Below are 12,513 nucleotides of genomic sequence, written 5' to 3'. Positions count from 1 at the left end.
AAAATCTCGGCGCCGCCTCATGCTCTAGCTCAGATTGACGTCCGACACGCCGCCGACGTCCGGCTGGGTCTTGGTCAGATTGGCCTTCAGGATCTGGTAGCCGAAGCCCAGGCCGCCCTTGTCCGACACCCAGACCCGACCGTCCTCGGCGTCAAAGCGGATCAGGGTCAGGTGCGGGTCGTCCTTGCCGTCCGGGTACCAGGCGGCCACGACTGGATTCCAGTATTTGTCGATGCGCGCGCGGTCCTGGTCGATCGACAGGGCGCCGTGGATGCAGGCCTGAACCTTCTGGTCCTTGGCCTGGTAGCAGAACATGCCGTCCTGACCGCCCACGGCCACGTCGCGGGCGAAGTCGGTGTCGTCGCGACTGAAGAACCAGATGGTCCCGGTCTCGGGCTCGCCGAAGCCGGTCATCGGCTGATGGTGGTAGCCGGCCTGGTCCAGGCCCAGCATGCCGGTGTTGGAGTCCTTCAGACTGTCCCAGAATTCCTTCTCGGCCTGGGCAGGGGTCAGGGTGTCGGCCATGTCGTGCGTCTCCTTTTGGGGTCGCGGAGACAATGGTCGGGCTCGGATCGGGTTCCTGACGGGGGACGGCTCAGGGAATCCAGGGCGCGCGTTCGGCGCCGAACAGGGTCGCCAGATGAATCAGCAAGAGCAGGGCCAGGGCCGCGGCGCCCAGCATGATGAACCGCCAGGGCGTCATTCGCGGCCCCTTGAACGGATTGGGCGGCTGGGCGCCCCGCCAGCCGGCGAAGACCATGACCGCCAGGGCGGCGACCAGCAGGATCAGTGTGGCGTTCAGGTCCATCGGCTGCACCTGCCCAAGCCCGGTCGGTTGCGCAAGGGAAGTCTTGCCGAAGTCTTAATCTTAAGGCGACGTTAACCCTGATCGGCCCAGAAACACAGGGTGCGGCGAGATTTCCACAGGCTGGAGAGAGGCCGCAACATCTTGCGGTTAACCACACGTTTACACCCTCGATATTGGCGTTATAGCCTTGCCGCATGGGTCGGGAGCCGAATCAGTGAGCGCAGCCGCGCCTTGGAGTGTTAAGGGCATCGACCCGAAAGCCCGCGAGGTCGCCAAGGATCTTGCGCGCCGTTCAGGCATGACCCTGGGCGAGTGGCTGAACTCCATGATCATGGACGACGAGGAAGAGGGCTACGCCACGCTTCCGCGCCGCGGTCCTGTCGCCGACACCTATGACCGCCGCCATCGCGCCCGCCGTCTGGACGACGCCTATGAGCCGTCGGACGAGAAATGGCAGAGGGTCAGCGCCTCGATCGACGCCCTGGCCGCGCGGCTGGAGGCGGCCGAGCGCCGTTCGACCGTCGCCATCCAGGGGGTCGATCAGGCCGTCGCCGGCTTGGTGCGTCGCCTGGACGGTCATGACGCCCAGACCAAGGGGCAGGCCCGGCGCATTGACGACATCGCCGAGGAGCTGCGCGAAGGGCACCGCCGTCTGCGCGCCTTCGAACGGGACACCGGTCCTCAGGTTCAGGAGAGCTTCGGCAAGGTCGAACAGTCCATCGGCGCCCTGGCGGGGCGGCTGTACGACATCGAAGAGCGTCAACGCGCCGGCGTGGCGGATCTGCGTCAGCGGATGGAGGCGGTCGAAAAGGCCGCCGGACCCGGCGCCGGCTCGGATCTTCTGGCCCAGGTCGGGGCGCGTCTGGACCAGGCGCAAAGCCGCACTACCGAGGCCCTGAAGGCGCTGGAACGGTCCTTCGCCGATCTGGATCAGAGGCTGCGCGCCGCCGAGGGCCGGGTCGAGCCGGAAGGGGCCCGCGACGCCGCCCGGTTCGAAAAACTGGCCGAGACCCTGTCGCGTCAGATCGACAGCAACCGCGCCGAGATGATGCAGCGGCTCGACGCCGCCGAGACGGGCGCCCGGATCGACCGGATCGAACGGGCGGTTCAGGCCGTCAACGACCAGGTCCAGGCGTCCGAGCGCAAGGGCGCCCAGGGGTTGGAGGCCATGGGCCGCGAAGTCCTGAAGATCGCCCAGAACCTGAATGCGCGGATGCAGGCCGCCGAACGGGCGGGCGCCGAGCAGGCCGAGGCCGTGACCCGCGCCGTCAGTCGCAAGGTGGACGAGGACCTGGCGCGCCATTCGGCCCAGGTCGACCAGACCTTCGCCCGCCACGTCGATCGGGTCGAACAGAGGCTGACCGCGACAGAGGACCGTCACGCCCTGGCGCTGGAGAAGCTGGGCGGGGAGATCACCCGCATCTCCGATCAGCTCAGCGACCGGATCGTCCAGTCCGAGCGCCGCTCGCAGCAGGCGCTGGACGACATCGCGCGGCGTCTGTCGGAAAGCTCCGAGAAGATCGAGCAGCGTTACGACCGCGCCTCGGGCGAACTGGCCGAGCGGATGCGGCTGAGCGAGGAGCGCACGGCCCGCCTGCTGGCGGAAGCCCGCGAGAGCATCAACGCTCGCCAAGCCGGTTCCGCCGACCGTCCCGCCTTTGAAGACCGGGCCGCGCCGACCGCCGACATCGCGGTCGAGGCGGGGGGATGGGACATTCCCGAGGCCGAGCCCAGGCCCCGCGCCGTAGCGGCGCGGACGGCCCAGGCCGCCGTTTCCGCCCCGGTGGAGCCGGACTGGCGCGCGGCCGTCTTCCCCGACGATTCCTTCGACGACGGCGACGACTGGTCCAGCGATGCGGCGGCGACGCCCAAGGCGGCGCCCTTCCCCTCGTCCTTCGCCGCTGCCCCGGCGACGCCCGAACCTGAGCCTGAACCCGTCACGCCTGCGCCCGAGCCCGCGCCTGTGGTCGAGGCCGCGCCGGTCATTCAGCCGTTCGGCGGCTTCGGCGGGGCCGATGTCGAGGATGCGCTGGACGCCACGGCCCCGGCTGCGACCTCGGCCTTTGCGGCTCCGGCTTCGGCGGAGACCCCCGACCTGGAGGTATCCGCACGCGAAGATGATTTCGGCGGCGAGACGGAGTTCGTCGATCCCCGGCGTCTGCGCGCCTCCATGGGCGCCGCCGCGGCGGCGGGCCGGGCCTCCTCGACCCGCTCGACCATCAACGCCGCCCGCGCCGCCATGACCGTCCCGACCCCGGTCGAGGCGCCGCGCCAGGGGTTCGGCCTGGCGCCGAAACGCGGCGGCAAGTCCAAGCTGCAGGAACGTCTGGACAAACAGGCCGCCCGCGACGGTTCGACCGTCAAGAAGGCCTTTCTGGCCTCGGTGACGGCGGTGGCTTTGACGGGCGGCGCCTATGCTTCGCTCAGCCTGGCCGACGGTTCGGGCCTGCCTGACATCAACCTGCCCGGCCTGCCGGCGCGGGAGGCGGCGCCGGCGACGGCCGAGCCGGCGGCCCCGCCTCTCGCCATGGCGGTGACGCCCGCCGACGCCGTCCCGACCGCCGAGGCGGGGGCGGAGGCCTATGACCGCGCCGTGGAACAGATCGAGAGCGGCGATCCGGAAGGCGTCGAAGCCTTGAAGAAGGCGGCCAACCTCGGCTACGCCCCGGCCCAGACCTATCTGGGGCAGCTTTATCTGGCCGGGGCGGACGGAGTCGCGGCCGATCCGGTCGAGAGCCGCCGTTGGGGCCGTCGCGCGGCCGAGAACGGCGACCCGCGCGGCATGCACCTGTACGGCATGCAGCTGTATGAAGGCGACGGCGGAGCCGCCAATCAGGCGGAAGGCCTGATCTGGCTGGTGAAGGCGGCCGAACACGGCCTGCCGGACAGCCAGTATAATGTCGCGCGCATCTATGAGACGGGCGCCGACGGGGTGGCCAAGAATCTGACCGAGGCGCTGAAGTGGTACATGATCGCCGCGCGCGGCGGCGACAGCGAGGCTCAGGCGGCGGTGAACCGTCTGCGCCCGACCGCCAGCGCCACGGCCCAGCGCGCCGCCCGCACCGCCGCCGAGGCCTTTGTGTCGCAGCAGTCCGCCAAGGTGACGGGCTGAGGCCGGGTTTCGGATCAAAGCCCCAGACCAGGGTGGCGGCGCGCCGTCCCCGTCGCTAAAGACCAGCTGTCGCCGTTCGGCGCTTTCCGTTTCGCTCCAGCCGAAGGCGCGTCCTTTGGATATCTATCTGCCGATCGCCGAGGTTTCGGTGAACTGGCCGACCCTGGTGATCCTGGGGGCGGTGGTCGGCTTCGTCTCGGGCCTGTTCGGCATCGGCGGCGGCTTCCTGATGGCCCCGATCCTGGTCTTCCTCGGCATTCCCCCGACCGTGGCGGTCGCCAGCCAGGCCAGCCACGTCGTGGCCTCCTCGACCTCGGGCGTGATCCGCTACGCCGGCCAGGGGGCGGTCGATTTCCGCATGGGGTTGGTGATGGCGGGCGGCGGCGCCGTCGGCGCCTTGGCCGGGGTCGAACTGTTTCGCTATCTGCGGCTGCTGGGTCAGGCGGACCTGGTGGTGGCCCTGTCCTATCTGGTCTTCCTGGGCGTCATCGGCGGGCTGATGCTGAACGAGAGCCTGACCGAAATCCTGCGCCGCCGCCGGGGTCTGCCTGCGCCCCGCAAGGAGCGCCGCCGGCCCCTGTGGCTGTACGGCCTGCCGCTGAAGATGAAATTCCCCAAGTCGGGCCTCTACATCAGCGCCCTCCCGCCGTTCGGCCTGGGCGTTTTCGCAGGGGTGCTGTCGGCGATCATGGGGGTGGGGGGCGGCTTCATCCTGGTGCCCGCCATGCTGTACGTCCTGCGGATGCGGGCCGGCGCCGTGGTCGGCACCAGCCTGTTCCAGATCATCATCACCACCGCCATCACCACCATTCTTCAGGCCGGGCGGAACCAGACGGTCGACATCGTCCTGTCCACCATCCTGCTTCTGGGCGGGGTCGTCGGGGCCCAGATCGGCGCCCGCTTCGCCGGTCGGTTCCGGGCGGAAGAACTGCGGGCGGCCCTGGGGCTGATCGTTCTTCTGGTGGGGATCCAGATGGGGCTGGAGCTGTTCGTCCGGCCCAGCGACATCTTCCTGATCGCGCCCGGGGTCGCCGACTGATGCAGGCGCTTCCACCCCCTCCGCCCGCGATCGAGGCTCCTCTCCCGCTTCCGGCGCCCGACCGGTCCGAGGCCACGACCGGGGAGCTGCGCGTCGCAGCCGCCCTGACCGACGCCAGGGTCCGGGTCGATTCCAGCTTCCGCGGCGCCTCGATCGTACTGTTCGGCGCCGTCTTCAATCCGACGCCGGAACCCGCCGATGTGGTGGTGGTGGTGCGCGGGCCGGACGCGCCCGTGCGCCTGGTCAAGAAGACCCGCAACATGGGCGTCTGGCTGAACAGCCGCCCGGTCCTGTTCGAGGGGGCGCCCGGTTTCTACATGACCGCCTCGACCCGACCCCTGTCCGACATCGCCGAGTTCGGCCAGCTGCGGCGGCTGGGGGTGGGGGTCGATCACCTGAGGATCGACGCGCCGGAGGAGAGCCGCACCGTCACCCGCTACGGCGTGCGCGACGTGGTGGTCAGCCGTCTGGGCGACGACTATCTGGACTGGCGGCGCGCGGTGATCCGGCTCAAGGAGGCGGCGGCCCTTTACGACACCGACCCCGAGGGGGTCGAGTTCGTGGACCGGGGCCTGTTCCGCGCCGAGGTGAAACTGCCGACCGTCGCCCCGACCGGCAAATATTACGCCGAGGTCTGGCTGTTCCAGGACGGGGAGCCTCAGTCGGTCTCGAACCTGACCCTGACGGTCGAGAAGGTGGGGCTGGAGCGGGACATCTATGAGTTCGCCCATCGTCGGCCGTGGCTTTACGGCCTGGTCTGCGTCCTGCTGGCGGCCCTGACGGGCTACGGCGCCTCGCGCATCTTCAGCCGTCGGAACTGAAGCCCAGTTCGGCCCGCAGGGTCTCGGCCGTCAGGCCGCCGGCGCGCAGTTCCGCCAGGGTCACGGACCGGTCCCGCTTGGCGTAGCGCCGCCCGTCCGGCCCGGTCAGCAGGGGGTGGTGGCGATAGACGGGGGCGGGCCAGCCCATCAGGGTCTGGATCAGTCGCTGCACATGGGCAGCCTCGAACAGGTCCTGGCCTCGGATCACATGGTCGATCCCCTGCAGGGCGTCGTCATGGGCGACCGCCAGATGATAGGCGACGCCCGCGTCCTTGCGGGCCAGCACCACATCGCCCCCCGCCTCGGCCCGCACCGGGATCACGCCGGTCTCGCCGCCCGGTCCCGCCCCTTCCTCGACGAAGGTCAGGCTCGTCCAGGCCGCCTCCCCCAGGACCTGCCGCGCCCGGTTCAGCGACAGCCGCCAGGCGAAGGGCCGACCCTCCTCCAGAAACGCCGCCTCCTCCTGCGCCGGATGGGGGCCCGGCCGCACCGCCTCCATCGCCCCGTGCGGCGCATCCCCCAGGCCGTCCAGGATGTCCTTGCGTGTTCGGAAGCACCGGTACAGAAGCCCCTGACGCCGCAGATGGTCCAGAACGGCGGCGTAGTCGTCCAGATGCGCCGACTGGCGCCGCACCGGCGTCTCCCAATCCAGCCCCAGCCAGGCCAGGTCCTCCAGAATCCCGACCTCGAACTCCGGACGGCAGCGGGTCGGGTCGATGTCTTCGATCCGCAGGACGAACCGCCCCCCGGCCCGCCGGGCCGCCGTCCAGGCGGTCAGGGCGGAGAAGGCGTGGCCCTTGTGGAGGCGGCCGGTGGGCGAGGGGGCGAAACGGGTGGCGAACATCTCCCTGATCCTAGAGCCTGATTCACCGTTTCAGCGGAACCGCGAAGCGGTTCCGTCCGAAACGATCATGCTCTAGCGGTTTCCGGACCCGAACGGCGCCCCGCCCTTTTCGAGAGCCGTCATCGGCCCTAAGCGTGGGCCATGCCCGTCGCCCCGACCGCCCAGGACATCGCCGCCGCTCGAGACGCTCTGGCCCAGGCCGATCCCGCCCTGGCGCGGGCCCATGCCCAGACGCCCGCCTTCGAATGGCGGCTGCGGCCTGGCGGCTATGAGGGTCTGTTCCGCATGATCGTGGAACAGCAGGTCTCGGTCGCCGCCGCCGCCTCCATCTGGGGGCGCACGGTCGAGGGGCTGGGCGGGGCCGTGACGCCGGAGGCGGTGCTGGCCCACGACGTCGAGGCGCTGCGCGCCTTCGGCCTGTCGGGGCAGAAGGCCCGCTACGGACGCGAGATCGCCCTGGCTCAGGTGGAGGGGCGGATCGACCTGGATCATATGCAGACCCTGTCGGACGAGGCGGCGATCGCCGCCCTGACGGCCATCCGGGGCGTCGGCAAATGGACGGCCGAGACCTATCTGATGTTCTGCGAGGGGCGGCTGAACGTGTTTCCGGGCGGGGACGTGGCCCTGCAGGAGGCCATGCGCTGGGCCGACCGGGCCGAGGTCCGGCCGAACGAGAAACAGGCCTATGCGCGCGCCGAAATCTGGCGGCCGCACCGCGGGGTGGCGGCGCATCTGCTGTGGGGATGGTATGGCGGGGTGCGGCGCGGCGAGATCGCGCTGGAGGATCACACGCCATGACCCCGCTGGACCCCGCCCTGACCGAGCCGCTGCGCAACCCCCAGACCATGCTGGCGGCCCTGGACTTCGCCGGGGTGGCGGTCTTCGCCGCCACGGGCGCCCTGGCGGCGGCGCGGGAAAAGCACGACGTCGTCACCTTCGCCTTCTTCGCCGCCATCACCGGCGTCGGGGGCGGGACCCTGCGCGACCTGCTGCTGGGCCTGCCGGTCTTCTGGGTCCAGGACTGGCGCTATATGGCCGTCTGCCTGTCGGCGGCGGTGGTGCTGTGGCTGATCGGCCAGAGGGACTGGCGGTTCCGCGCCCTTCTGTGGCTCGACGCCGTCGGCCTGGGCGCCTATGGGGTCATGGGGGCGGCCAAGGCCGAGGCGGCCGGGGCCCACCCGCTGATCTGCATCGTCATGGGCACCTTGACCGCCTGTTTCGGCGGGGTGGTGCGCGACACCCTGGCCGGCCAGCCGTCGATCCTGTTGCGGCGCGAGATCAACGTCACCGCCGCCATCCTGGCCGCGACCCTCTACATCGTCCTGAGGATGCCCGAGACGCCGATCTGGCCCGCCGCCATCGTCGCAGCGATCGCCGGCTTCATGCTGCGCGCGGGCGCCCTGCGCTGGGGATGGACCCTGCCGGGGTTCCCGGCGCGAAATTGACCCGGTTTCGTCGTCTGTTCGTCATGGCGACGTCTTCGAATCGGCGTTAGGCTATCGACCTCTGACTAGGGAAGGAGATCCGTCTTCAATCCTGTCGCCTCCATATCCTCCGCTGTGAGCGGGAGGGCCTGATGCAGGTTCTCCATCGACCGCCGTCGGGCTTTCCGGCCCTGGTGCTGAATGCGGATTTTCGGCCCCTGTCCTACTATCCGCTGTCGCTGTGGCCGTGGGAGGAGGCGGTCAAGGCGGTCTATCAGGACCGGGTGGACGTGGTGTCCCTGTACGAGAAGGTGGTGCGCTCTCCGTCGATGGAGATGCAACTGCCCAGCGTCATCGCGCTCAAGACCTATGTCGACCAGGATCGCAGCCCGGCCTTCACCCGGTTCAACGTCTTCCTGCGCGACGGCTTCGCCTGTCAGTATTGCGGCGCCTCCACCGAACTGACGTTCGACCATGTGATCCCTCGGTCCCAGGGCGGACGCACGACCTGGGAGAACATCGTCGCTGCCTGCGGCCCCTGCAACCTGACCAAGGGCGGGCGGACGCCGCGCCAGGCCCTGATGCCGATCCGGCGCGAACCCTACCGCCCCAACGCCTGGCAGCTTCAGGAGGCGGGACGGCGTTTCCCGCCCCATTATCTGCACCAGAGCTGGCTCGATTACCTGTACTGGGACATAGAGCTCGAACCTTAGGGTTCTTTTCAGTTGCTCGAAATGGCTCAAACACCCTTGTGGTGGGCAGGTTCAGGGTTCGTTCTTTTACCGCTGATTTCTCGATTATCCTCCGAAATCCTCCCGGCTGGTGACCATGTGGTGACCAAAACCGGGACCAGAAACGGGACCCCTCGTGGGCCCGAGGAGAGATCGAATGGTTCAGAACCCGAGGTCCGGAAAGATCACCAAACGCCTGGTCGACGCCCTGACGTCTGAAGGGGTGCGCTTCACCCTCTGGGACACGCAGCTCAAGGGTTTCGGGGTGCGCGTCGCCGTCAGCGATACCAAAACCTACGTCGTTCGATACAGGACGATCGGCGGCGCTGACCGCCTCCTTCACATCGCTCGCCATGGCGTCGTGACCGCCGAGGAAGCCCGCGAACGAGCGGCCGCTGTACTGGCCGAAGTCGCGTCAGGTGGTGACCCTCAGGGGACCAAAGTCGAACGACGCGAAGAACTGACCATGTCGGAGCTCTGCGACCTCTACATGAAGGAGGGCGTGACGATGAAGAAAGCGACGACCCTTCGGATCGATCGCATCCGCATCGCCCGCCACATCAAACCCCGCCTGGGCAAGATGAAGGTCACCGATATCGGCCGAGCGGACATCGAGCGGCTGATGGTCGATGTCGGGTCGGGACGCATTCGTGGAGAGGCGACGCCGCACACTCGCGGCGGTATTCATGCGGCCTCGCGCACGGTCGGACTGCTGGGCGGTATCTTCACGTTCGCCGTTGAGCGGGAGTTCGTGAAGACCAACCCCACGCGAGGGGTGAAACGCTACAAGGACAACCGTCGGGACCGCTTCCTTTCCCCGGCCGAACTGGCCCGGCTCGGCGATGTCCTGGCGGAGCTCGAGAAGCATGGGGGCGATCCGCGCCACATCAACATCATCCGCCTGCTGGCGCTGACCGGCGCCCGCAAGAACGAGATCGCCAGGCTCAAGTGGTCGGAGATCGACCGCACCATGGGGATGCTCCGGCTGGAGGATTCCAAGACCGGGGCGAAGGTGATCCGTCTCGGGAGCGCGGCGCTGAAGCTGATCGAGGGCCTGCTCTCGAACGGGAGCATCTACGTGTTCCCGGATCGGAAGGATCCCAAGCGTCCGATCGCCAATCTCGACTGGGCCTGGGTCGGCATCCGCAAACGCGCCGGGATGGAAGACCTGCGGATCCATGACCTTCGGCACAGCTTCGCGAGCGCCGGGCTGGCCGGCGGCGAAGGGCTTCAGCTCATCGGCAAGCTGCTCGGCCACAGTCACGTCAGCACCACAAGTCGATACGCCCACCTGGCGGACGACCCGGTCCGTGCCGCCGCCGACAGGATCAGCGAGAGCGTCGCCGCCTCTCTCGCGGGCTGGTCGGTTGAAGACGGACAGACGGCCCATTGAAAGACGGCCGCCCGGCGGGTCGCCGGGCGGCCGAAGTTGTCGCGATGGACTGGGGAGCTAGGCGCCCTCGTGAGCGGCCTCGCCCCAATGTCCGGCCTGGCGAGGCTGGCTCGACGAAGACCGGAGGCCCGAGAGCTGGCTGCGCGCCCACTCGTGCAGCAGGCTCTTGGGGTAGTAGGGGGTCCGCCCGAGGTGGGTGCAGGGCGGTCCGTCAGACCGGGTGCAGAACACCTTCGCCAGTGTCGACGGTGACCGGCGGATGCCCATACGTAGAAGCTCGGTGGACGCTTCCTTGCGGGTCAGCAGCATTTCCTCAGTTCCGTGAAGATGTAGACCGGCCATGTGGCGCTCCTTTCCGTCTGAACCAGAACTGCAACCAAGCAAGCATCGACGGAAATAAACCGCAACCGGCGGACGTAGAGAACTGATGGACGGAATGAATAGGTGACCTGTTCGATCTGTTTCGGCCTGTTCCGATCTGGTTCTGAGTAAGGAAATCGATCACAGCCTTGTGAGATGGGTCGCTTATGAACTTCGGTTTTTCTTGGATCCCGCGGAGAAGCAAGACATCAAGCGGTGGTGAATGAAGGTGGCCTTGGCGTTGCCCTCGAGTGCGGACATAGTCGAGCGGGCTTTTACGCCCATACTGGTGAACCACAGCCGTTCAGGGGAACTGCATGTCTAGCTTCACGGATCGAGCCATGAGCGCCGAGGTATCGCCCGAGCTTTTTGCGGCGTCGTTGGAAGCCATCGGCGAACTGCCTGCGGATCAACGTGGTTCGTTCGAAGGTCGCGCCTTCCGCCTGTTCAGACTACTCGAGGAGCGTGACGAAGCGGATGAGGCAGCGCTTAATGCCTTTGCCATTCAGCTTCGGCTGGAGGCGCTCGCGCGGTTGCATGATGATCGTGGTCTGCGAGCCTGGACGCTTCCGGGGGACGCCGAAGGCGCTGACTACATACATGCCGACGTAGTGGCTGCCGCGGCAGTTGAGCCGCTTCTGGCGATCGATGATCACACAGTCGGATTCGATCTCGAGTCTTTCCGCGCGCGCGTGCTGGCCGACGCGGCTGTGCGCGGACACGCCTAGCCGGGACATCCTTCGTCATGCCAAGGCGCACAAAGTCACTGAAGCGAGGTGCGGCCGGCGACGCGGCCCCCGCAGGAGATATTGCGACGCGCGCCGGCGTGGTCGCCCAGCGCCTGCTCGCGGAGCGCGGCCTCCACTATCTCGAGGATATGTTACCCGACGATGCCCGAGAGTTGCTCCGAGCGGCTTGGCGTGAGGCCGCCGAACAGATGTTCGAAGGGCGTGACCTCGATGTTGTGCAGGCGGAAATCGACATCATGATCGACAGCCTGGATATGACCGAGCCGCCACCGCCCATGCATCGGTCCGAAATGCACTGACGCCTGCGGCATCACCCCTCATCGCGGTGGAGAGACGATGACCTTCACGTCAATCAGGCCGGTCCGTGGTTTAGACAGATCGGACTGGAAGCCTGCAGGGTTTTTCAGGTGGTTGTCGGGATCGTAAACGAGGCAGATGAGCCGGTCGACTTCGCTGTTACCGCCGTAATCGACAAAGTCGTTGGCGAGTTCTTTCTTGATCTTGGTCGTGTCGGACTTGCGGACGTATTTGAGTTCCACCATCGCCCGCAGCGGTTTGAGAAAGAACTCGCACCTCGACGCGCTGCCGGCGACGGATGGGCTCCATTCCTCTTCACGCACATCCGGGAAGTAGGCGGCGAGGATCGAGCGGAACAGGTATTGGCAGTCCCACTCGTCCTTGATGGCATAAACCGCTCCACCGTGCGGGTGGGTCTTCAAAGCAAGGACACTCTCGTGGAAACGGCGGGCAAGTGTGACGATCAGGTCCAGATCCGCGGTTTCGGAACTGACTGTGGCAGCGGGTGGCGAGGGTTTGCGTGCCAAGGTGTAATCAATGGCTCCGAGAACGTGGAAAACCTGCCGGCGGGCGACGTCGACGATGTGTGGTGCGCCGACGATCTTGTGCTTGAGTTCGTAGGCGGCCTGCTCCTCGTCGAGGTCGTCGACCATTGCCTGCACGAAAGCCCGGTACGCTACGAGCCCCTGCTCAAATCGCTCAGGTGAGGCGAACATCTCATTTGGGATCCGGACGTCCGCCACAAACTCCTCGGAGTAGTGGTAGAGATTGGAAATGATATCGCGCGATGTGCCATGCCATGGATCCTTCCAGGACCCTGGGTAGCCCTTCGCATCTTGCATGGCGCCGCGAAACTCATCGTCGATCGCGATGCGGGCTTTACGAAGATACTCCAGGCTCTCGACTGCCCACTCCATCTTGTCCATCAAATAGCC

The 12,513-nt window shown here is 67.5% G+C and carries 13 protein-coding genes; 9 read left to right on the top strand and 4 right to left on the bottom strand.

The window, feature by feature from the left end; genetic code table 11:
• Positions 1–24: 24 nt before the first annotated feature.
• Both ACZ5M6_RS01885 and ACZ5M6_RS01880 read right to left on the bottom strand, forming a co-directional pair.
• On the bottom strand, positions 25–525 hold the full coding sequence (locus ACZ5M6_RS01885; RefSeq protein ID WP_182714623.1) for a pyridoxamine 5'-phosphate oxidase family protein: 501 nt from the start codon (positions 523–525) through the stop codon (positions 25–27).
• A 70-nt stretch (positions 526–595) separates the two neighbouring features.
• Positions 596–808: a hypothetical protein gene (locus ACZ5M6_RS01880; RefSeq protein ID WP_152949135.1), complete on the bottom strand. Its 213-nt coding sequence runs from the start codon at positions 806–808 to the stop codon at positions 596–598.
• 214 nt (positions 809–1,022) lie between these two features.
• Between ACZ5M6_RS01880 and ACZ5M6_RS01875 the strand changes: the two genes are divergently transcribed.
• The 3 genes from ACZ5M6_RS01875 (at position 1,023) to ACZ5M6_RS01865 (ending at position 5,780) form a co-directional block, all read left to right on the top strand.
• Positions 1,023–3,920, top strand: coding sequence for an SEL1-like repeat protein (locus ACZ5M6_RS01875; protein ID WP_464159445.1), 2,898 nt, complete (start codon positions 1,023–1,025; stop codon positions 3,918–3,920).
• 115 nt (positions 3,921–4,035) lie between these two features.
• Positions 4,036–4,959, top strand: a complete 924-nt coding sequence (locus ACZ5M6_RS01870) for a sulfite exporter TauE/SafE family protein (protein WP_054764221.1) — start codon at positions 4,036–4,038, stop codon at positions 4,957–4,959.
• A complete protein-coding gene (locus tag ACZ5M6_RS01865) occupies positions 4,959–5,780 on the top strand; it encodes a TIGR02186 family protein (RefSeq protein WP_464159443.1) in 822 nt (273 codons plus the stop codon). The genes ACZ5M6_RS01870 and ACZ5M6_RS01865 overlap by 1 nt, the downstream gene beginning before the upstream one ends.
• Here the strand turns inward: ACZ5M6_RS01865 and gluQRS are convergent.
• Positions 5,764–6,624: a tRNA glutamyl-Q(34) synthetase GluQRS gene (gene gluQRS, locus ACZ5M6_RS01860; protein ID WP_464159441.1), complete on the bottom strand. Its 861-nt coding sequence runs from the start codon at positions 6,622–6,624 to the stop codon at positions 5,764–5,766. The genes ACZ5M6_RS01865 and gluQRS overlap by 17 nt on opposite strands.
• A 141-nt stretch (positions 6,625–6,765) precedes the next feature.
• On the opposite strand from gluQRS, the gene ACZ5M6_RS01855 reads away from it, so the two are divergent.
• From ACZ5M6_RS01855 to ACZ5M6_RS01830, 6 genes are all read left to right on the top strand, one after another.
• Positions 6,766–7,422 (top strand): DNA-3-methyladenine glycosylase family protein, encoded by a 657-nt coding sequence (locus ACZ5M6_RS01855; RefSeq protein WP_464159439.1) that lies wholly within the window; start codon positions 6,766–6,768, stop codon positions 7,420–7,422.
• Positions 7,419–8,069, top strand: coding sequence for a trimeric intracellular cation channel family protein (locus ACZ5M6_RS01850; RefSeq protein WP_054764218.1), 651 nt, complete (start codon positions 7,419–7,421; stop codon positions 8,067–8,069). Before ACZ5M6_RS01855 ends, ACZ5M6_RS01850 begins: the two co-directional genes overlap by 4 nt.
• A 131-nt stretch (positions 8,070–8,200) precedes the next feature.
• Positions 8,201–8,761: an HNH endonuclease gene (locus ACZ5M6_RS01845; RefSeq protein ID WP_054764217.1), complete on the top strand. Its 561-nt coding sequence runs from the start codon at positions 8,201–8,203 to the stop codon at positions 8,759–8,761.
• A 175-nt stretch (positions 8,762–8,936) separates the two neighbouring features.
• Positions 8,937–10,172 (top strand): tyrosine-type recombinase/integrase, encoded by a 1,236-nt coding sequence (locus tag ACZ5M6_RS01840; protein ID WP_035308713.1) that lies wholly within the window; start codon positions 8,937–8,939, stop codon positions 10,170–10,172.
• Positions 10,173–10,873: 701 nt separating this feature from the next.
• Positions 10,874–11,260: a hypothetical protein gene (locus ACZ5M6_RS01835; protein WP_054764216.1), complete on the top strand. Its 387-nt coding sequence runs from the start codon at positions 10,874–10,876 to the stop codon at positions 11,258–11,260.
• A 98-nt stretch (positions 11,261–11,358) separates the two neighbouring features.
• On the top strand, positions 11,359–11,580 hold the full coding sequence (locus tag ACZ5M6_RS01830) for a hypothetical protein (protein ID WP_035308709.1): 222 nt from the start codon (positions 11,359–11,361) through the stop codon (positions 11,578–11,580).
• A gap of 18 nt (positions 11,581–11,598) precedes the next feature.
• On the opposite strand, the gene ACZ5M6_RS01825 is transcribed toward ACZ5M6_RS01830, so the two are convergent.
• Positions 11,599–12,504: a PD-(D/E)XK nuclease domain-containing protein gene (locus ACZ5M6_RS01825; RefSeq protein WP_052005029.1), complete on the bottom strand. Its 906-nt coding sequence runs from the start codon at positions 12,502–12,504 to the stop codon at positions 11,599–11,601.
• Positions 12,505–12,513 lie beyond the last annotated feature (9 nt).

The organism is Brevundimonas sp. Br13 (assembly GCF_055391505.1).
Note: the sequence above shows the minus strand (reverse complement) of the source record. Positions and strands in the feature narration are given on the sequence as shown.